We start from the raw sequence: 18390 nt of genomic DNA on the forward strand, positions 1-18390 counted from the left end.
GGCCTTTGGCCGCATTCCGCTTTCTCCTACATGAGCCGGAGGAAAAGGGAAACAGGTGCTTGCCTGAGAGCCAGCCTTAGGTATCGTCTCAACGACGCAAGCCTATCCATTTCTTGGACCCATCATGACACTGATTGCCCAGATTACCGACCTGCATCTCCGGCCGAGCGGTCTGAACTGCTACCGGGTCAGCGATACCAACATGCGTGCCGAGCGCGCCGTCAAGGCGCTGCTGGCGCTGGAGCCGCGTCCGGATGCGGTCGTGGTAACCGGTGACCTGACAGACAACAACGATCCGCGCGAATATGCCCAGGCCCGCCGCATGCTGTCGAAGCTGCCCATGCCGGTCTATCTCCTGCCCGGCAACCACGACCAGTCGGACGGCATGAAGGCCGCCTTTTCCGATTATCCGGGCATCCGTGATACTGCCAGTGGCAAGATCTACTACGCCGCCGACATCGGCAGCCTGCGGCTGATTGCCCTTGATTCCAACGTCCCCCGTCTGCCCCATGGCCATCTCGGCCAGGAACAGCTGGACTGGCTGGCCAAGACCCTGAGCGAAAGCGACAAGCCGACGATCCTCGCGATCCACCATCCGCCCTGTCTGACCGGCATTCCGCACATGGATGGCATTGGCCTGGCCGATGGCGAGGCGCTGGCAGAGGTTGTCCGCCCGCATGCTCATGTGGAGCGGATCATCTGCGGTCACGTGCACCGGCCGCTGGTGACGTCCTTCGCCGGCAAGATCATGACGCTTGCCCCCTCGACGGCCCACCAGCTCGTTCTGGAGTTTTCCGAAGATGCGCCGGGCCAGTTCAATTTCGAGCCGGCCGCCTATTTCATTCACCGCTACACTCCGGCAACCGGCCTTGTCAGCCATCTTGCCTATGTGGAACAGCACCCCGGCCCCTTCCCGTTCTGGGCAGATGAAGGCGTGACCTGGCCGGGAGACGAAAAGGCATGAGCGGTTACGCCACGGACCGCCGCCGCTTTCTGGCCGGACTGACCGCTTCAGGCCTGCTGGCAACCAGCCTGTCGGGTTGCGGCATGCTGAACTTCAGCAAGGAGCTGGAAGAGGAAACGGTGATCACACCGGTTCCCGTTGACCAGGACGCCATGCTGGCCATGCTCAACACCTACCGGGCGCAAAAGGGCAAGGCGCCTCTGCTTCATGACCGCAGGCTCGATCTCGTCTCCGCCGATATGGCCCGTCATATCGCGGAGAAGGACAGTATGGACACCTGGGCCCACAGCCCGTTCGGTCTGTCCCAGCGGCTCGACAAGGCAGGATATGCCAATTACGCGGGCGCGGAAAACCTGGGGGCTGGATATGCCAGCCTGCAGGCCGCCTTCGCCGGCTGGCAGAAATCGCCGGACCACAACAAGAATCTGCTCAATATCTATGTCACACGCGTCGGCATTGCCCGCATGTCCCGCAACAATGGCAAATGGCGCAATTTCTGGGTCATGACCCTGTCGCGCCCTGAAGAGGATGGCAGACCGGTTGTCCGCTAGACGGATATGGCTTCGCACAGAAAAAAGGCGGGTCCAAAAGACCCGCCTGAAGTGAGTTTCCAGAGACCCCGAAAGGGGCACCGGCAATCGCCAGTGAGAATGCCGCTCCAAAGTGGAGTATTATTCTCAAGTTTTTTCTAGCTGCTCATTTTGCCCCTGTCAACAGCTCTAGAACGGGAAAGGCCGGGCAGCAAAATCGGTCTCGCTCCCGCCACCTGAAAACAGCCTGTACTTGCCGAAACGGGGCTGCCAGCTTGCCAGATCCGGCGACAGGAGTTTGACACACGGGATCCCAACGGCGGGTTCAGTCACATCAATTTCATAAAGACGAATCCGCGCCGACAGGCAGCTCTCCAACAGGGTTCCCGGGCGGAAAACCTGCTCAGGCACCTGCTGCATGACCTCTGTGCCCTCCAGTCTCAGATCCTGTCTGATGTCGGTCTTGGCTCCATAGGCAAGAGACGGCGGCAAGGGCCTGGAGGTGCCATCCGGCTTTTTCCGGCTATCAGCCTCCCAGGCCTTGCGCGCAAACTCGTGAGACCGTTCGGCCTGGATCATTTCCCGGACAGCCCCCTCGGCTGCTGAAGCGTAGTCCAGGCGGGCGGCAGAGCCGAAGGCAGCCTCCAGGCCCCCTTCCCCATGAGAAAGCGCCACAACAACATGGGCGTCAAAGTCGCAATCCAGGGTCAGGACCCAGGTGGTGCGGGCACGTGCCTGCAGAAATTCAGCAGCCTCTCCTCCTAAAACCTGTGACCAAATCCGGTCAGGAAGCCGGGTTATCCCCAGGCGGTTGTACCAGGCACGGGCAACGGCATCACGTTCCACAAGCTCCAGGAGCGCCCGCTGCCGCGCCCCGTCCAGATCCCTCCAGACAGCAGCTCCAACCGTCGAGCCAAGACCCAGACCGGCGAAAGGCGAGCTTCGATCCGTTTCGACAAAGACACCGCAGGCAGGCACGCTGACCGGCTGGCCGGTCGCCAGATCCCGGCCCGGCAAGCGGTCATCCGACAAGCCATTCCAGTTGATCCGGCCGTCTGCGCCACCCGCCGCGGCGAAGAAGGGGCGCGCGGCTGCGAGCGCGGCCTCCTGCTGTGCGCTGAAGCCCAGCACCTCGCCGAGGGCCGGCTCATTGTCACGACCGGATCGCGCCATAACCCGGAAGTCTTCAGGATGCCTCCGCAAAAGCGTAGCTCTTTCCGCGAGTTCCCCGAGGCAGGAAAGCACGGCTCCCGCACGATCACGCCCCTGCCCGCCACTGACCACCGACCTCATGGCCGCGTCCGGCACCCCCGTCAGCTGTGCTCCGGCTCCCGGAAAGGCTGCCATCAGCACGAACGGCCCAGCCTCGCGGGAGATATCGAACAGCTCCGGTCGCAGAGCATCCAGCAGCGGCGCAAAAAGTTGCAGAGCCTGCAGATCGAAAGGCGGCACCAGCTCAAATCCCGCATCACCCTGCCGCGCGCAGCCCCACTCCAGAAGCTGTTTGACAGCACGCAGAAGACCCGCACTGGCCTCTATTCCGTCTTCAGGACTGCCCTGTTTCCTCAAGGACTGAACCAGCTGCCCATATGCCCCCAAAATGCATTCTCCCTTGTCCACACCCCGCAACAATCCAGGATTGTACAGCGTGTTAAGCATCATTAACTTGTTGATTTTCATTACAACAAGTCGAAGTATTTTTAAATCGAAGCGACTAAAAATTCTGATTAAATAGAAGAATTAAAGTCAAATCGAAGAAAGTGGAAATGCATATGATGCAAAAATCAAAATGCACGACCACTAAAATCGAACAATGCCATTTTATCCTTCAAAATATGAGGTATCATCATGTCTACCGCTTATTCTAACACGGAAAAGCTTGAATTTGCAGCTAAGATGGGCGCGATGATCCAGAGCACCACCGGGCGTGAAGCTCTTACGGACCGCCTGTCAGCAGACAGCGGCCTCTCCGTTCTCGCAGACACTGCAGATACAGTCCACCTGGTGGTGCCGGCCGATCTCGATGCGGAGCGCATCGCACAGGGCGACGAAGCCTATCTGATGGAAATCGGCCGCCGCGCTCTTGGAAACTGCATGTACGACATCCTGCCGGAATGAGAAGAGCGCGATGGCTACGCGGGAGCTCACCCGCGTAGCCACCCTCGTTTCAAAAAAGCAGGCTTCGCCAGGCGGCGCCTGCGGCACTCCATAAGGAGAGCAAACATGGCCCGGTTCCCAGTTTATCAGAAGAATATTCTTGCGCTCGGCAGGTTGCTCGCAAACGCTGCAACGGATCCGGACGCTGAACGGCGATTGAAATCAGACCCTGCCGGGGAACTGCGGCGCGCGGGTCTGCCTGAAACAACAGTCAGCCTGTTCAATTTCAAAGTGTCCGTCACACAGACCGGCAAGGAGGAGCCTGTCGTCATCCCCTGGCGGCTCAATCAGGAGAAGCTTGCCAAGCGCGACCCGGAATATCTAACGAGCCTTGCAGACAGCCTCATGAGTGCCTGCGGCAGCATGCTTGGGAGGACCGGACCGGAAACGACACCGGAGGATGCGGACAGCCTCAACGCAAGACAGCTCAATTGATATTCAGGCTTGAGAGAACGAAACGCCCGCCATCGGCATATGCGCTTCTGGCGTCCGGGTTTTGATACATGTTCGTGTGCTGCAGCCATGTCTTGATGACATCGTTGCCGCTCACGTCATGCGACGGCGGGCGCGCCAGCGCCCTGGTCCGCAAAAGATCCAGCACCCGGTGCGCCTGAACCGTATCACCTTGCTTAAGCAGCGCAGAAATGCGCGTTACGAGCGCAACGATGCTGTCATTGGGAGCCCGGCTCAACATATCGGCGGCCTGGGCATATTCGCCGACTGAAAAGTGAATGTTACCCAGATATTCATAAAAGACCCTGGGTGTCGCCGAAACTTTGGCCAGGGCGCTGTCCGCAAGCCGCTTGGCGCGCTCAACATCTCCAACGAACCCATAGCCTTCGGCCACAGACATCAGATTGAAGGGATCGCGCGGGTTCAGCCTCTCAGCCTCGGCAAATGACTTCCGCGCTTCGGAGGCCTGGCCTGCAACGGTCAGAGCCCAACCGTTGATCCTTTGGGCGAAAACCTGCCAGGGATCCAAAAGCACAGCGCGCTCACCACAGGCCACGGCATCATCCGGAGTCGCGCGCACTCCCGTATGGAGCGGATAATACATAAGCCTTTTGAGGATCACCGAGGTCTTGCCTGCGTGAGGCAACGAAAAGGAGGGATGAGTTGACGTCAATTCATCCAGGATTTTCAGAGCGCTTTGATCCGAACTGAGGCTGAACTCCCACAGCAGCGCCTCCGCCTGGCACCACCGGCTGAAAGGTGCCGTACCAGGTCGCGAGCGGAGCCTGCCGATGATATGGCCCTGAATCCGGTCGACAGCCTGGAAGCAGGAAGCCTTCAAGTCTTCAATGTCGCGGATCCGGCCGAGGTCGATCACCTCGTTGAACTGGACCCTGCCCGAGTCCCGGCGCTCCAGCTGCAGATACAAGCACGCCGTTATGGGATCGTGCCGGAACCGGAGCAGAAAACTGCCGAGCTCTCCGGCCTCCACCCGCGTCAGCTCCCAGTTGGAACCGCCATCCAATGTCAGGGAATGGTCATAGAGGTCCAGGTTCCGGTAAGCGGCCAGGGATGTGCGGATCTCATCCAGCGCCGAAAGCGCGAAAGGTGACTGTTCCGTCCCCGCCCCCAGCCGGACAATGGTCAGTTCCGGAAGTTCGACAAGATCCGCGCTCTCACCGACCAGGGCTCCGGGAGTTGCATAGGGAACTTCAGAAGTCTGGATCGCCGCAGAGCGGTCTGGAGAGGCGGCCAGCAACGCAAGGGTCGACTGCTCCGGCTGCACATCCAAAGCCGCCTTCAGCTCCGTCTTGCAGATTTCCAGTTGCTGCTCTGCTTCCGCCCGCCTCCCTGCCGCCAGCAAGGCACTGATCAGGATCTGGTGGGCTCGCTCATGACTCGCATCGATCTGCAGAATAAAACGCGCGCCAGCCTCGATCCGAACGGCATGTTCCGCCGGACGGAGATCCCCTACGGCCTTGAGAGCCTTCGAGATCAGATCGTCCTCAACCCTCCGCCTCTCGACTTGCAACCATTCGGCGAAATGCGGATCGATGGACTCAAACCCGCCAAGGAAGGGGCCGGTCATGATCGCGGCGGCAGAGGCAAAATCTGCGGCAAGGCCAGACTTCAGTAATCCCTCGACCTCCATGAGATCGGTGAAGATCACCTGAGGGTTCATGGCAACGTAATTCTTGTCGGCAGAAACAACTGGCAGCCCCTCCCCGGGCAAAGCCACCCTAATCTGCCGCAGTGCCTGGCGAAGGGATTGAGCTGCTTTTTCCCGGCTCGCATTGCTCCAGAAGAGGTCAGCCAAACCTTCACGAGTGGCCGTATACCCTTGACTTCTTGAGAGAAAAGCGAGAATTGCCAGGGCTTTTCGCGTGGCCAGCAGAAGCGTGCCGCCGGAAGCGGTTTTCAGCTCCGGCACACCAAAGGTTTTGATTTTGAAGGCCCGGGCCATATCGCCTCCAGAAAGACAGGGACACATCCATCGCCATCTGTTAACCAAAGATACCGAAAACGGTTTGATTTCAAACTCTATTTATCACGCTAATTTCACGCAAAGAACCGATCTTTCACGAATGCTGCTTGATGGGTGATAACGAACGAGGCTGCGTCCACCCTTCCGGCAGAATTGATACAACCGGCCTTTCCAGGTCCCTTTCAAAGAACTTGAAACAATGGGTGTCCTTCATGTCCAACTCACCTGCTAGCGATACGATCAAAGCCGGCGAAATCGAATCTGCGGATGAGACGCTGAAGCGCATGATTTTCTTCACCAAGCGCGAAGCCGAAAAAGACGGACGGGTGTTCTGCGCCTATCTGCTCGACCTGGCTCTGAACGCGCTGGACGAAGATTCTCAGGAGATGAACATGGCGCTCAAGGCCAAGATCACTCCGCTGACCGTCGGATCGCCGGCGCGGGACTGACTTCCCGGCATTTGAGCAACCGTCAGACTGCTTCCCCGCGCAGACCTGCCGGACAATCTCAAATTTTAGCCGTGTTTTAGGTATTTGAGACCAGACAGCACAGGAGGGCTGGCCAGCATTGTTGGCTGGCCCTTTGCGTTAGGAAACCCCTCTGCGGTCAATCTCCGGCGTCTGTCGCGAAGAATGCCCCTCGCGCCAAACTCATCTCCAAGCAAGCGCCCCGCCTCTGCCGCCCCATTCCCATCACTACAATCGCCTGACGGCGTATCCCCTCCAGTCAGTCCGCTCCGGCTGGAAAAAACACTGAGCTGTGCCAGGCTGGGGCTGTAATTTCCGATCTCCGGCGGCGCTGGCTATCCAATGAAGCGCGCGAAGAAAGGCTCCGCTTGGCGGAGCGCGTGTGTCACATGCTGGATCAGAAGCACAACGAGCCCCGCCGCATCTTGGCGAAATATTTCGCCGCACCTGCGGTTAAGTCATTGGACTTGATAACAATTCAAAGGGAGGTGGCGACCCCGGCAGGATTCGAACCTGCGACCATTCGCTTAGAAGGCGAGTGCTCTATCCAGCTGAGCTACGGGGCCGTGGGCACGGGATGCAGGAGCAGCCCCGGCCAAAGCGCGGATTGACGACCTCAGTGAGTCCAGGGAGCAATCCGGCTGAATTTGAAATTATCGGAATAGGACGCACCGCGGACCGTGCGTTCGCGCGGCTCTTCCACGCGGAACGGAATACCGTTGCGTTTGGCGTAGGCAACAGCCTCTTCCCGATCCTCAAAGAACAGGCGGATCTGCTGCTTCATGTCCGAGGAAGATGTATAGCCCATCAGAGGTTCAACCGACCGTGCAGTTTCAGGCTCATAATCAAGAATCCAGCGCTGGGTCTTGCCCTTGCCGGACTGCATGGCCGTCTTGGCCGGACGATAGATGCGCGCAACCATAGCTGCTCGTTCCTCTTCAATCAGCACGGGACCTATGGTCGGATCAGGGGCCCGGCATTTTCCATGGCTTGGTTTTTCCCGCCTTTGACCGCGAAGTCAACACCGCAGCCGCATATGCCCACTATCTCATGCGCCAATTACCCGAAGTTAACCAGCGGAAACGATGGACCCATCAAAAAAATTGCAACTCAGGGTGTAATATGCGATTTGTTTTCTAAGATGGAGGTTGCTTCTAGGATTAGAAGAACAAGGATCCTGAGAAGCCCGGAAGAAGAACGATTCCTATGCAGATGTCGCCTTATTTCAAAAGTGCGGAATACGTCCACGAACATGTCCAGCCTGAGGACCGGGAACTCGCCACCCTCAAAAGCGAGGTGGACAAGCACAATCTAACCGAGATGTGGGACATGATCCTCACCCTGGATTATGAAGTTAATAACGTTCGCGAGTTAAGCCGGGAGACAAGAGAAGAATTCTGCGGTATTGTTTCCTTGCTGTTAAAGGCTTTTTCGAAATAGACAAGCCGCATGCGTAAGGACCGCAGGTGATTTGCTGACACGCAACCGGACAGTGTTCACACAGCTGGGCACAGATGCGATAGAGAAAGGCTTGGCTGACCCGCAGCTTTCGGCCTTTTACGAGAGCATGATGTCGTCTTCCGGGCTTGTGTCCGAGAAGTTGCGTGAACATATGCCTTACCTCAGCTTGTGCTCCGACAAGATAGATAATCTCACCCCTCCCCCGATCTTCTATGTGGGCCGCCGGTCGAGCCAGCGGATCCTCTTTGGCGAAGAATGGGCCATGCAGCACGATGAAGAGTTACGCACCCCCGATCCGGAGCTGGAACATGCCTCGGCTGAGGCCTACCGTTACGCGCTTGAAGAGCAGCCTTATTACGGCTACGCGCGCACAAGGCTGAATGTGGGCGGAAAGATTCTCGACATCGCGTTTGAACGTCTGATCGTCGCGCTCCGGCCAACGCCAAATTCAGACCGCCGCTTCTGCGCCTATTTCGGCGTCATTCAAGATCTTCAGCAATTATAGTCCGGGCCAAGGTCACCAGATCATTCCGGTTTGAGTAAACCAGCCAGTCATCAGGACGGATATGACCTGGGGCGGTGATCCAGTGCGTTCCGCGTGGCACAAACCTGCGGTAGCCAACCCTTATACCGAAGCCCTTTTTCGCGCTCTGCGCAGCCATGAGCCCATACAAGTAGTCCGGAGACCACTTCAGCAGCGAAATCAGAAAACCGAGCTGCGTTAGTGCCTCCGCGAGGCCCTTGCCCCGGGAATCGCGGCGCAGCCACAGGTTCCCATGATAGACGATCTTGCCCCGCATGAAGAAGGCATCATGAGCATGATCCTCGCCCAGCTCCGCCTGTGCACCCGGGTCGACGAAGATGCGCCGCTGCTGCTGCTGCCAGTACTGGCCAAGGCTCCGGTCCCGCAGATCCTCCAGCTTGGCCGCCTGCACCGAAACAGGCTCCCCCGCGCTGTCCCAGGCCCCGATCCAGAAGGCTGAGGTGCCGTGAAGATCGAAGAACCGCGTGGAGAAGTCCTCCATCAGATACTTGTCTTCCGTTGCCCGGATTGTGTCCTCGAACAAGGTGAAGTCCGTGCTTTCGCGCAGCTTCAGCCCAGCCGCACGGATCTGCTGCTGCAGGAGCCCGGCAGCCCTAGTCACATCCAGTGTTTCATCACCGATCTGCTCCACCTGCACGATCCCCAGCCAGCTTTCTTTCATGGTTTCAATTCGTTGCGGGCATCGTGCTCAACTTCTGGTCCTATGAAAAGTCCGGAAACGGATATCGTCATTTTCTCCAATGAAAATATTGGCGAGTACTCTGATCACGCCGAGGCGGCAGTTACCCGGACCACATCTCCTCGAACCGGCACTGAGGCGGCAGGCGCCAAGCACCTCAAGACATGAGATCCTGGCCCTATCAGTTTGATTCCTAAGTCATTCTGAGAACGATTGAGACAGAAGCCTCCCAATCAGGCATGCGCTGATCTGAGTTTTTCAGCTCAGACAGGCTCATCAACAGGCCTTCTGTTCAAAGAACCGGAATTCACTGAAATTTCAGAGGAACGGCTGACAAACGCCCGTCTTTAGGCACGAAGCGCCACAACCAATGGAATATATACCGCTTGCAGATTCGTATGGCTCTGGAAGCGCTGGCGGCACTTCTGAAATTCTTGAAAACGGCGCCAACAAATTCAACGCTCACGGCAAGTCCGTGACCGGTCTATTGGACCACCCTGCAGAAACAACGGAAATGTCTTCGGGAGAAGAGTTGGTCGGGGCAGCAAGATTCGAACTTGCGACCCTCTGGTCCCAAACCAGATGCGCTACCAGGCTGCGCTATGCCCCGACGTTGATGCGCTTGGGTGTATCCACCCGGCAGGCCTTCGTCAAGGCCGAACAAAACCGGAAAATCAGACCATCCACGAACTTTGCTGCGAAAGTGTCCCGGATCGGTCCCGGACAGACCGCTTTGCTCGCTCACTCACTTCGCCGGAGCTGGTTGGCCCAACCATTCCGGGGTTTCCAAACCGTTGGCCTGCCCCTTCGCAGCCGCACCAAACTTTTTTCCGCAGCTCTCTCCCATAGGCCGCGCATTTTTTGCGTTCAGATCAAACCGTGCGAAAACGCAGCAAAAGAGAAGAGCGATCAAGCATCCCCGGCGCCGGATAGGCCGTCCTGAAAAGCAGTCAGGGTGCTGTGATCGAGGAAGAGGCCAGTTTGCTGCCCGGACCGATGCCGAGACGCTTGGCCATGCCGGCATTCAGCTCCAGAACATATTTTGCGTTGCCGTTGGACGGGATGATCCGCTCTGAAAAAGGCGTGGTGTTGGCGGCGACATGCACTACCTTACCGGTTTCCGATGCAAAAATGATATCAAGCGGCAGCGGCGTGTTCTTCATCCAGAAATAGCGGTCTCCCGCTTCCGGAAAGACGAACAGCATGCCGTGATCTTCCGGCATCTCTTCCCGGTACATCAGCCCCAGCGCCCGCTCCTCATCCGTGTCTGCCACTTCCACCTCAAAGACGTGGTCCTTGCCGGATGCCGTAACGGTGAGCGTTTCAACCGGCAGCTTCAGGTCTTGCGCATGGGCAGCAGACCGGCTGGCGGGACCGGCAAGTCCGCAGATCACACCGAGGCTCAAGGCAAGACACAGGCTTAGAACTGGCAAGACGCGGCGGGAGAAAGACCGGACCTCTTTCCGGCCGGGCGCCTGAAACACAACTGCCATGCTGATTTCTCCTTGCCGCCAGAGACAGACACCTCCAGCTCCAGATCCCGCGAAACAGGACCGTTCCATTTCAGCCTTTCTATAGCCGCCAGCCCTGTTCAAGACCAGCAGCATCGGTGCTGCTTGTGGCCATGAAATGGCAGGCGCGGATGTGAAAAAAGGACCAGCCATCGGGCCAGTCCCTTCCAAAGACAAATCTGCAATGGCCTTATGCCATCGCAAGGGTCAATGAGATGAGGGGATGTGCGTTCCCTGGCCCAGCGGACGGATTTCCGCCGCCATGCTGCCCTTGGGGCCAGCACCGAACCGGACCATCACGTCCTGACCGGGGCGCAGCTCGGCAATACCGAAGCGGCGCAGGGTTTCCATGTGAATGAAAATGTCCTCGGTGCCCTCGCCCTGGGTCAGGAAACCAAATCCCTTGACCCGGTTGAACCACTTCACGGTCGCTTTCTCGAAGCCGCTTTCGGCCACGACCTGAACATGGGTGCGAGAAGGCGGAAGCTGGGACGGATGCAGTGCGGTGGATTCGTCCATGGACAGGATGCGGAATGCCTGAAGGCCACGCGGCCGGTCCAGCACTTCGCAAACAACCCGAGCGCCTTCATAGGCTGTCTGGAAACCATCGCGCCGGAGGCAGGTCACGTGAAGAAGAATATCGCCTTCCCCGCTATCAGGCACAATGAAGCCGTATCCCTTGGCGACATCGAACCACTTGATCGATCCGGCAACTTCGATCACGTCAAGCGAGAGATCCTCGACCGCCTCGATCGCACGGGGATCCGTGAACGTCTTTCCCCCCATAGCCAATTGCCTCGCTTCTGGTCCGCATACATACAATCCAGAGCGCGAAAGAGACACAATTGCGACTCACGCACGGATTGATTCCTAACGAAAGGATAACACCCTGCCCCATACCGAGAAGGGTGTTTGTCGCAGTAATCCCAAACCAATTGGGGAAATCGTCTAGCAGGATTGATCCAAACCGCAGAAAACCTCTGCAATTCCGGGACGAATGAGGGTGCTTGCAAGATCATCCAGAGGTGTCTTCTCCCGGTTGATGATGATGAGCTCAGCGCCATGACGCGCTGCGATCACCGGCAATTGCGCGGCTGGCTGAACCACCAGAGAAGAGCCGACCGCCAGAAAGACATCCGCATTGGCAGCGGCCTCCGCAGCCCGGCTCTGCTTGTCCTCCGGCATGGCCTGACCGAAACTGATGACCGCAGCCTTGAGCAACCCACCACAGGCAGAGCAGTTCGGGGTGTGTCCCGACTTCCAGGCCGCCTCAGCCTCAGCCAGTTCCGCCTTGGCACCGCAGTCCAGGCAAGTGGCATAGGTGCTGTTGCCGTGAATCTCCACCAGCCTGTCCTCCGGCACACCGCTGCGCTGATGAAGGCCGTCGACATTCTGGGTGATCAGGAGGTCCAGCCGGCCGGAGCGGGCAAGCCCGGCCAGAACGCGGTGGGCAGCATTGGGCTCTGCGGCGTCGAAAATCCGTTTCATCTCGAACCGGCGGCGCCAGTCTTCCAGGCGCGCGCGCTCATCGCGAACGAAATCCTGATAGGTCACAGGCTCTATCTTCGACCATAGCCCGCCCGGAGAGCGGAAATCCGGGATGCCGGATTCCGTCGAAATTCCGGCTCCTGTCATGACCACTAGCCGCAAGGGATCTCCCGCCCTATCTTTCGCGCTAAGGATCGCCTGGAGTTCCGCCCTTGCGGTGAGAACCTCTGTGATTTCTGTCATAGTGCGGTCCCTGCCAGTTTTACGGAGCCGGTTTTCCCGGGTCCGATATCAGACCATCCGGGTGCGTTCAGCTCCCCGGACCTCATTTCACGCAAACCTCTTGAGGGGCACAATATGCGATATCTGCACACCATGGTCCGCGTCACCAATCTGGACGAGTCGCTCGACTTCTACTGCAACAAGATGGGCATGACCGAAGTCCGCCGGATTGAAAACGAAGGCGGCCGCTTCACACTTGTCTTCCTGGCAGCCTCCGAAGACATTGAATCGGGCAAGGCCAATGCAGCTCCCTTGCTGGAACTGACTTATAATTGGGATCCGGAAACCTACACCGGCGGCCGCAACTTCGGCCATTTGGCGTATGAGGTGGACAACGTCTACGAATACTGCGCGTCACTGCAGGAGAAGGGCATCGTCATCAACCGCCCGCCGCGCGATGGCCGCATGGCATTCGTCCGCTCGCCGGACAACATCTCCTTTGAGATCCTGCAGAAGGGCAGCGCTCTCGAACCCGCAGAACCCTGGGTTTCCATGCCCAACACGGGCGAATGGTAAACCCCATTCATCCACAGGAAGGGCCGGTTCTTCCGGCCCTTTTCTTTTTGTGACAAAACAGGCTTGCAGGCTCCGAAATTTATGCCTATAAGCCTCCCCACGACGCAGCCGCGTCGACCGTGCGCCCATCGTCTAGCGGTCAGGACGTCGCCCTTTCACGGCGAAAACAGGGGTTCGATTCCCCTTGGGCGTACCACTCATTCTCCCCCCCCAAAAAAACATAGTTTTAAGTGTCAAGCGGCCTGTTGCCTCTGCTGGCGGCTTCTGCCGGCGGATAGGATGCTGACAAGTTCCGGCTCCTCTGGCTTTATGCCTCCACAGTTTCCGCCTTCCCCTTGCACCGATGCGCGCCCCGTCCTTCCGTGGCGCTCACGCTGTGCCGTGATCAATCGCGAACTGAACACTTTAAAGTTTGACTGGCGATCAGAACAATCTAAAGTTTAATCTTGCATTCGCGCTTATCTGCCGGCGGCCACCAGCAATATTTTTTGACCGGCGCCGAATTGAACCGAATTTTGAACACCATATCGAATGATGACTGCCTCGCGCGTCTGCTCACTCGTTGCCTTAGACCGGTCTTGATCAAGGGAGGAGTTCATGAGCGTTATGTCCGCAATTTATGGCGGAGGGCCTTTCTATACGGGAGGCCAAGCCGTCATCGATGACTTGAAAGCATCGCAATTCACCACAGTCGTTGCCTGGGCCATGCATATCCAGGCAAATGCCGATCTGGTGTTCAACGATCCGACCAACGTGCTGGTGCAAAACGGCGCCTATGCCGGAGATCCAGCCTGGCCGGGTTTGCTTGCCGACCTCAAGCAGGGGCAGACCTCGGTCAACCGCCTGATTTTCTCAGTCGGCGGATGGGGCGTTCAGGATTTTCCAAATCTCAAGCAACTGATTTTCCCGTCGCCGTCCGATTATCCCAACAACCCGCAAACGGGAACAGGCACCGTTCTCTACCAGAACTTCGCCGCCCTGAAGGCAGCCATCCCGACCATTGATGCCATCGATTTCGATGACGAAACGCTTTACGACGAGCCGACGACAATCGCCTTCGCCAATATGCTTTACGCCATCGGCTTCAACGTCACCTTCTGCCCCTATACCAACACGAGCTTTTGGACCAATTGCCTGAAGGCGCTGAACACTGCCACTCCCGGCCTTGTGACTGGCTTCAATCTGCAATGCTATGCAGGCGGTGCGGGAAACGATCCCAGCAGCTGGATCAGCGCCATACAGACCGCGATGGGATCCGGCTTCGACGCCGCCGGTTTCGTTTTTCCTGGCCTGTGGTGCATCAACGGCAATGGTTGTTCACAAGGCCAGTGCCCCTCCTCCATCCAATCCACCTTCGCGGGCTGGAAATCGACCGGCATCGGCGGCGGCTTCATCTGGCTCTATGACGACATTCAAAAATGCGAAGGTTCAGGCGCTTGCGGAGGCGGTGTTGCCATGGGCAGCCAGGCCTACGCCGACGCCATCATCAATGGCTTAAGCTGATATTGCAGGCATTCCTCCGCTCACAGCACCGGGAGTGCCTGCAGGCCAAAGACAGTAATAGCTGTAAGTCATTCACTTGACTTACTTAGAGCACCTTACCGGCTATTGCGGCGGGCTTTCAGTCGATTTCCGATAAAGGCCCCCAAGCCAGCCGTTTCGAGATATCTCAATCCTGAGAGCACATGAGATGAAACGACTTCTGAACCTTTAAAAGCCGACTTGTTGGTTCATTCTCCCTCATTGCGGCCGAAGGAAAATCATTGCGCTCATTCGCATAGCAGAAAGAGAGCGAAGGATGCTCGATCCCAAGCTTTGATCTAACTATATCAAAATACACGTAAAGATATAATTAACCGAATATGCAACTTTAAGTTTCATGAAGCACCCCTCACATGCTAGTTTTCATGCGCCTAAGTGCATTCAAAACCAGCATAGTCTAAGGATAGAATCATGGATCTCATTAAAAATAGTATCGATGTAAAAAGCTCAGCCACAGCAGAAGGAACTTGGGATAAAGTATTGGGCTGCTCAAAAGTCGACGGACAGCCAGGGATATGGCTGAATGTGGCCGGGGGGAGCGCCTATTATTACAATCCAAGCAGTGATACGATGCAGTCTCTAGCGTTCACAGCCTGCTCTGACCCCAAAAACTATCAGATAAGCGTATTAATTCCACAAAATGGTCCAGCTGCTGGTCTATTTATCAGCTGCGGAAGTTGACTTAAGTGAGGCCTTAATCAATTGACGGTAGCGTCTCAAGCATGTTGGGAGGCTACCAAAACGCTTTTGCTTGGTAGAAAGCCCGTTATAAAGTACTAGAGCACCGTGCGTTCACCCGAACATGCGGTGCTTTTTAGCAAAAACGGGAGGCTTCCTTGGCAGATGTTTTTGAAATCCGGACCATGGGAGCCCCGGATCTCGAATTGGCCATAGACTGGGCCGCCAGCGAAGGCTGGAATCCCGGACTGGGTGACTTGAATGCCTTTCTGGCCGCTGATCCCGAAGGCTTCTTAGCCGGCGTTCTGAACGGAGAACCGGTCACGTCTATCTCTGCAGTACGCTATGGCGAAAGCTACGGTTTCATCGGCTTCTACATCTGCCGCAAAAGTCTGCGTGGAAAGGGCTATGGGCTTGCAACCTGGACCCGCGCGATCCAGCACCTGGAAGGCCGCACGATCGGTCTGGATGGGGTCATTGACCAGCAGGACAACTACCGCAAATCCGGCTTTCAGCTGGCCCACCGCAACATCCGCATGGGCGGGCTTGCTACGGCTGACACGCCGATGGACCCGCGCCTTTCCCCGCTCGGACTGGGCATCTTTGCCTCAGTGCGCGACTATGACCGGAGCTTCTTTCCCGATGACCGCACAGAGTTCTTGAAGGTCTGGTGCGCGCCGAATGCCGCAACACGCCGCGGTTTCGTCTTCATGGAAGATGGCAAATTGATGGGATACGGGGTAATCCGCCAATGCCAGGAGGGCTTTAAGATCGGCCCGCTCTTTGCCGACACTCCGGAAGTTGCCGACAGCCTGTTCCGGGCGCTCGCCGGACAGGTCAAGGGCCAGACGGTCTACCTGGACATACCGGAGCCAAACCAGCACGCCCAGGACCTCGCACAGCGGTATGACCTGTCGGCAGAATTCGAAACCGCCCGGATGTACAAGGGCCCCGCCCCCAGCCTGCCGCTGGACAGAACCTACGGCATCACGACTTTCGAACTGGGATAGGCACAGGCTTCACGCCAGATCAAAGATCATCATCACATAGGCGCCGAACAGGGCCAGATGCACGGCCCCCTGAAGATAGTTGGTCTGGCGGCTGCCGAAGGTCACCGAACTCAGGAACAGCGTCAGGATCAGCAGGACGATATCCTCGACGTCGAGGCCCAGTTCGACGGTTTTGTTTGTCAGCCAGCCAATGGCCAGAACCGCAGGCACAGTCAGGCCGATGGTGGCAAGAGCCGCGCCAAGGCAGATGTTGATCGAACGCTGCAGCTTGTTTTCCCTGGCTGCCTTGATGGCACTGACGCCCTCCGGCATCAGGATGAGCACTGCGACCAGGAAACCGCCGAGTGCAACCGGCGCGCCGATCTCGTGAATGCCATGATCGGCATACTCGGCCAGCGTTTCGGCGAGGAGGATGATCGGCAGCAAGGCGCCGAAAAGGCCAGCCACATGAAATCCGACCGAGCGGACCGCTCCACCGTGATGCTCTTCCTCTCCAGGTGCTGCGCCCGGTTGCCGGAAAAGATCACTGTGGGTCTTGGTGAGGATGATCAGAAACACACCGTAAAGCACCACGGACATTACGATATCAAAAATCGTCTGCAAGGTGGACAGTTCCCCGCCGGGGGCCGATGGCGTCACGCGCGGCAGAACCAGTGCGAGGACGGCGAGCGGTATCAGGACTGACAGGAATGCGTTTGCGCCCTGCAGATTGTATTCCTGAGCTTTCTGCCGCAATCCGCCGAGCAGAAGGCAAAGCCCGACCAGCCCGGTCAGAACGATCATGACGACGGAGAACATCGTCTCCCTCGCCAGGGTCGGCTTTGCATCGCCGGACAGCATCACCGCCGAGATCAGTGCAACCTCGATTCCGGTAACCGCAAGGGTCAGAATTAGAGTGCCGTAGGGCTCGCCGAGAAGCGTTGCAAGCCCTCCTGCATGTCGCACCACGGAGAAAGAGCACCACACCATCACGGCGAACAGAAAGGCAAGCACCAGAAGGGAAGCCGTCAGGCCTATGGCATCCGGATGGAGATGGTCTGCAAAGATGTGGAAGATACCGAAAAGCAGAAACCCCACAATGGAAGGCAGCTCATACCGGATGGTGCTCATTATTCCCCCTTACGCGCCACGCCCCCGCGCCTATGCGCTGCGCTACCGCCTGCGTTCAGCTACCGCCGTTTCATAGGCAAGAACGGCTCCCGCAAGATCTTCAAGAGCCGCGCCAACCGATTTGAACAGCGTGATCTCGCCGTCAAAACGGCGCCCCGGATGATCATTGCGGCACAAGTCGTAAAGATCTGCCAAAACATCCTGCGGTTTCAGCACACCGGACGCGAGCGGTTGCGCCAGATCTCCGCCCTCGGTTCCCGCCCCTTCCCTCGTATCGGCAAAAACAGAACTGCGGCGCACGGCCTCGTCATCACTCTCACGCATATCCGGGCGGAAGGCACCGATGAGGTCGACATGGGTTCCTGGCTGCAGCCAGGCTCCCAGGATCAGAGGCTTTTGCGACAAGGTCGCGGCGCTGACGATATCCGCCGTTTTCACGGCGCTTTCCAGATCGGCGGAAACCATTGTTTCGACCCCGCATGCAGAGGCAATCTCGGCAGCGGCGGCTTCCGCCTTGACAAGCGACCTGCCCCAGACCGTTACTTTCTCAATTGGCCGCACCGCCTTGTGGGCGGCCGCCAGGTTGACCGCCACACGGCCGGTTCCGGCGACGACCAGGTGAGACGCATCTTTGCGGGCAAGATATCCGGCTGCAAGTGCTGAAGCCGCCGCGGTTCTACGGGCAGTGAGCTCACCACCGTCCACGAGTGCCAGCATTTCACCCGTCCGGCCATCAGACAGGAGATACTGAGCCGCGACTGCGGGCAGCCCTCTGGCGGAATTGCCCGGCACGACATTGACAATCTTCACGCCGGAATAGGCGCCGGGCAGCCAGGCGGGCATGAGCAGCAGTGTTGCCGTCTCCTCGCCCGGCACTTCCATCTGGTGATGGTGGCGCAAGGGCATGACGCATCCTGCCTTGAACATGGACCGCAAAGCCTCGATCAACCTGTCGAACGGCAGGACATTACGGGTCTCTTCCGCGGAAAGGGTCAGCATGCGTCAAGACTCCAA

21 protein-coding genes and 3 tRNA genes are annotated in these 18390 nt (G+C 57.9%); 13 read left to right on the forward strand and 11 right to left on the reverse strand.

Annotated elements, in window-relative coordinates; all coding sequences use genetic code 11:
- Positions 1–124: 124 nt before the first annotated feature.
- Together IG616_RS00175 and IG616_RS00180 are read left to right on the forward strand one after the other, a co-directional pair.
- Entirely contained in the window at positions 125–964 is an 840-nt protein-coding gene (locus tag IG616_RS00175) for a phosphodiesterase (RefSeq protein WP_192145276.1), read from the forward strand.
- Complete coding sequence (locus IG616_RS00180; RefSeq protein WP_192145278.1) at positions 961–1515, forward strand: CAP domain-containing protein; 555 nt, start codon at positions 961–963, stop codon at positions 1513–1515. Before IG616_RS00175 ends, IG616_RS00180 begins: the two co-directional genes overlap by 4 nt.
- Before the next feature lie 168 nt (positions 1516–1683).
- Here the strand turns inward: IG616_RS00180 and IG616_RS00185 are convergent, their stop codons facing one another.
- Positions 1684–3093 carry a YcaO-like family protein gene (locus IG616_RS00185; protein WP_192145280.1) on the reverse strand — a complete coding sequence of 470 codons (1410 nt, stop codon included), beginning with the start codon at positions 3091–3093 and terminating at the stop codon, positions 1684–1686.
- Between the two features lie 249 nt (positions 3094–3342).
- Here IG616_RS00185 and IG616_RS00190 point away from each other — a divergent pair, with 249 nt between their 5' ends.
- A complete protein-coding gene (locus IG616_RS00190) occupies positions 3343–3612 on the forward strand; it encodes a hypothetical protein (protein ID WP_192145282.1) in 270 nt (89 codons plus the stop codon).
- A gap of 105 nt (positions 3613–3717) precedes the next feature.
- Positions 3718–4086, forward strand: a complete 369-nt coding sequence (locus IG616_RS00195) for a hypothetical protein (RefSeq protein WP_192145284.1) — start codon at positions 3718–3720, stop codon at positions 4084–4086.
- On the opposite strand, the gene IG616_RS00200 is transcribed toward IG616_RS00195, so the two are convergent.
- Positions 4079–5842: a BTAD domain-containing putative transcriptional regulator gene (locus IG616_RS00200; RefSeq protein ID WP_192145286.1), complete on the reverse strand. Its 1764-nt coding sequence runs from the start codon at positions 5840–5842 to the stop codon at positions 4079–4081. The genes IG616_RS00195 and IG616_RS00200 overlap by 8 nt on opposite strands.
- Before the next feature lie 145 nt (positions 5843–5987).
- Between IG616_RS00200 and IG616_RS00205 the strand changes: the two genes are divergently transcribed.
- Together IG616_RS00205 and IG616_RS00210 are read left to right on the forward strand one after the other, a co-directional pair.
- Positions 5988–6206, forward strand: a complete 219-nt coding sequence (locus tag IG616_RS00205; protein WP_192145288.1) for a hypothetical protein — start codon at positions 5988–5990, stop codon at positions 6204–6206.
- 94 nt (positions 6207–6300) lie between these two features.
- Complete coding sequence (locus tag IG616_RS00210; RefSeq protein WP_192145290.1) at positions 6301–6537, forward strand: hypothetical protein; 237 nt, start codon at positions 6301–6303, stop codon at positions 6535–6537.
- A gap of 507 nt (positions 6538–7044) precedes the next feature.
- On the opposite strand, the gene IG616_RS00215 is transcribed toward IG616_RS00210, so the two are convergent.
- Positions 7045–7121: transfer RNA gene (locus IG616_RS00215), tRNA-Arg, on the reverse strand.
- Positions 7122–7171: 50 nt separating this feature from the next.
- Entirely contained in the window at positions 7172–7477 is a 306-nt protein-coding gene (locus IG616_RS00220; protein ID WP_192145292.1) for an ETC complex I subunit, read from the reverse strand.
- 284 nt (positions 7478–7761) lie between these two features.
- On the opposite strand from IG616_RS00220, the gene IG616_RS00225 reads away from it, so the two are divergent.
- Positions 7762–7995 carry a hypothetical protein gene (locus tag IG616_RS00225; protein WP_192145294.1) on the forward strand — a complete coding sequence of 78 codons (234 nt, stop codon included), beginning with the start codon at positions 7762–7764 and terminating at the stop codon, positions 7993–7995.
- 91 nt (positions 7996–8086) lie between these two features.
- Entirely contained in the window at positions 8087–8521 is a 435-nt protein-coding gene (locus tag IG616_RS00230; protein WP_209007201.1) for a hypothetical protein, read from the forward strand.
- Here IG616_RS00230 and IG616_RS00235 read toward each other — a convergent pair.
- The 5 genes from IG616_RS00235 to IG616_RS00255 form a co-directional block, all read right to left on the reverse strand.
- Positions 8496–9221: a hypothetical protein gene (locus IG616_RS00235; RefSeq protein WP_192145298.1), complete on the reverse strand. Its 726-nt coding sequence runs from the start codon at positions 9219–9221 to the stop codon at positions 8496–8498. The genes IG616_RS00230 and IG616_RS00235 overlap by 26 nt on opposite strands.
- A 551-nt stretch (positions 9222–9772) precedes the next feature.
- Positions 9773–9849: transfer RNA gene (locus IG616_RS00240), tRNA-Pro, on the reverse strand.
- A gap of 340 nt (positions 9850–10189) precedes the next feature.
- The gene (locus tag IG616_RS00245; protein ID WP_192145301.1) at positions 10190–10732 is read right to left on the reverse strand and encodes a DUF192 domain-containing protein; all 543 of its coding nucleotides are present in this window, start codon (positions 10730–10732) and stop codon (positions 10190–10192) included.
- Positions 10733–10957: 225 nt separating this feature from the next.
- Positions 10958–11536, reverse strand: coding sequence for a cold-shock protein (locus tag IG616_RS00250; RefSeq protein ID WP_192145303.1), 579 nt, complete (start codon positions 11534–11536; stop codon positions 10958–10960).
- A 162-nt stretch (positions 11537–11698) separates the two neighbouring features.
- Positions 11699–12481, reverse strand: coding sequence for an SIR2 family NAD-dependent protein deacylase (locus IG616_RS00255; RefSeq protein WP_192145305.1), 783 nt, complete (start codon positions 12479–12481; stop codon positions 11699–11701).
- A gap of 114 nt (positions 12482–12595) precedes the next feature.
- Here IG616_RS00255 and IG616_RS00260 point away from each other — a divergent pair, with 114 nt between their 5' ends.
- The 5 genes from IG616_RS00260 to IG616_RS00280 all read left to right on the forward strand — a co-directional run bounded on the left by IG616_RS00260 (position 12596) and on the right by IG616_RS00280 (position 16266).
- Complete coding sequence (locus IG616_RS00260; protein WP_192145307.1) at positions 12596–13036, forward strand: VOC family protein; 441 nt, start codon at positions 12596–12598, stop codon at positions 13034–13036.
- Positions 13037–13157: 121 nt separating this feature from the next.
- Positions 13158–13232 (forward strand) — tRNA-Glu (locus tag IG616_RS00265).
- Between the two features lie 401 nt (positions 13233–13633).
- On the forward strand, positions 13634–14539 hold the full coding sequence (locus IG616_RS00270; RefSeq protein ID WP_192145309.1) for a lysyl endopeptidase: 906 nt from the start codon (positions 13634–13636) through the stop codon (positions 14537–14539).
- A 450-nt stretch (positions 14540–14989) separates the two neighbouring features.
- Positions 14990–15259, forward strand: a complete 270-nt coding sequence (locus tag IG616_RS00275; protein ID WP_192145311.1) for a hypothetical protein — start codon at positions 14990–14992, stop codon at positions 15257–15259.
- Positions 15260–15441: 182 nt separating this feature from the next.
- On the forward strand, positions 15442–16266 hold the full coding sequence (locus IG616_RS00280) for a GNAT family N-acetyltransferase (RefSeq protein ID WP_192146602.1): 825 nt from the start codon (positions 15442–15444) through the stop codon (positions 16264–16266).
- A gap of 9 nt (positions 16267–16275) precedes the next feature.
- On the opposite strand, the gene IG616_RS00285 is transcribed toward IG616_RS00280, so the two are convergent.
- Complete coding sequence (locus tag IG616_RS00285) at positions 16276–17376, reverse strand: calcium:cation antiporter (protein WP_192145313.1); 1101 nt, start codon at positions 17374–17376, stop codon at positions 16276–16278.
- 42 nt (positions 17377–17418) lie between these two features.
- Positions 17419–18375: a bifunctional Delta(1)-pyrroline-2-carboxylate/Delta(1)-piperideine-2-carboxylate reductase gene (gene lhpI / locus IG616_RS00290; RefSeq protein WP_192145315.1), complete on the reverse strand. Its 957-nt coding sequence runs from the start codon at positions 18373–18375 to the stop codon at positions 17419–17421.
- Positions 18376–18390: the final 15 nt, after the last annotated feature.

Source organism: Roseibium litorale (assembly GCF_014842915.1).
Lineage (GTDB): Bacteria > Pseudomonadota > Alphaproteobacteria > Rhizobiales > Stappiaceae > Roseibium > Roseibium litorale.

What these genes read in the sequence shown, in the direction of transcription:
- IG616_RS00175 (WP_192145276.1), top strand. Translation starts at nt 125, where the DNA reads ATGACACTGATTGCCCAGATTACCGACCTGCATCTCCGGCCGAGCGGT.
- IG616_RS00180 (WP_192145278.1), top strand. Translation starts at nt 961, where the DNA reads ATGAGCGGTTACGCCACGGACCGCCGCCGCTTTCTGGCCGGACTGACC.
- IG616_RS00190 (WP_192145282.1), top strand. Translation starts at nt 3,343, where the DNA reads ATGTCTACCGCTTATTCTAACACGGAAAAGCTTGAATTTGCAGCTAAG.
- IG616_RS00195 (WP_192145284.1), top strand. Translation starts at nt 3,718, where the DNA reads ATGGCCCGGTTCCCAGTTTATCAGAAGAATATTCTTGCGCTCGGCAGG.
- IG616_RS00210 (WP_192145290.1), top strand. Translation starts at nt 6,301, where the DNA reads ATGTCCAACTCACCTGCTAGCGATACGATCAAAGCCGGCGAAATCGAA.
- IG616_RS00220 (WP_192145292.1), bottom strand. Translation starts at nt 7,477, where the DNA reads ATGGTTGCGCGCATCTATCGTCCGGCCAAGACGGCCATGCAGTCCGGC.
- IG616_RS00225 (WP_192145294.1), top strand. Translation starts at nt 7,762, where the DNA reads ATGCAGATGTCGCCTTATTTCAAAAGTGCGGAATACGTCCACGAACAT.
- IG616_RS00235 (WP_192145298.1), bottom strand. Translation starts at nt 9,221, where the DNA reads ATGAAAGAAAGCTGGCTGGGGATCGTGCAGGTGGAGCAGATCGGTGAT.
- IG616_RS00245 (WP_192145301.1), bottom strand. Translation starts at nt 10,732, where the DNA reads ATGGCAGTTGTGTTTCAGGCGCCCGGCCGGAAAGAGGTCCGGTCTTTC.
- IG616_RS00250 (WP_192145303.1), bottom strand. Translation starts at nt 11,536, where the DNA reads ATGGGGGGAAAGACGTTCACGGATCCCCGTGCGATCGAGGCGGTCGAG.
- IG616_RS00255 (WP_192145305.1), bottom strand. Translation starts at nt 12,481, where the DNA reads ATGACAGAAATCACAGAGGTTCTCACCGCAAGGGCGGAACTCCAGGCG.
- IG616_RS00260 (WP_192145307.1), top strand. Translation starts at nt 12,596, where the DNA reads ATGCGATATCTGCACACCATGGTCCGCGTCACCAATCTGGACGAGTCG.
- IG616_RS00270 (WP_192145309.1), top strand. Translation starts at nt 13,634, where the DNA reads ATGAGCGTTATGTCCGCAATTTATGGCGGAGGGCCTTTCTATACGGGA.
- IG616_RS00275 (WP_192145311.1), top strand. Translation starts at nt 14,990, where the DNA reads ATGGATCTCATTAAAAATAGTATCGATGTAAAAAGCTCAGCCACAGCA.
- IG616_RS00280 (WP_192146602.1), top strand. Translation starts at nt 15,442, where the DNA reads ATGGGAGCCCCGGATCTCGAATTGGCCATAGACTGGGCCGCCAGCGAA.
- IG616_RS00285 (WP_192145313.1), bottom strand. Translation starts at nt 17,376, where the DNA reads ATGAGCACCATCCGGTATGAGCTGCCTTCCATTGTGGGGTTTCTGCTT.
- lhpI (WP_192145315.1), bottom strand. Translation starts at nt 18,375, where the DNA reads ATGCTGACCCTTTCCGCGGAAGAGACCCGTAATGTCCTGCCGTTCGAC.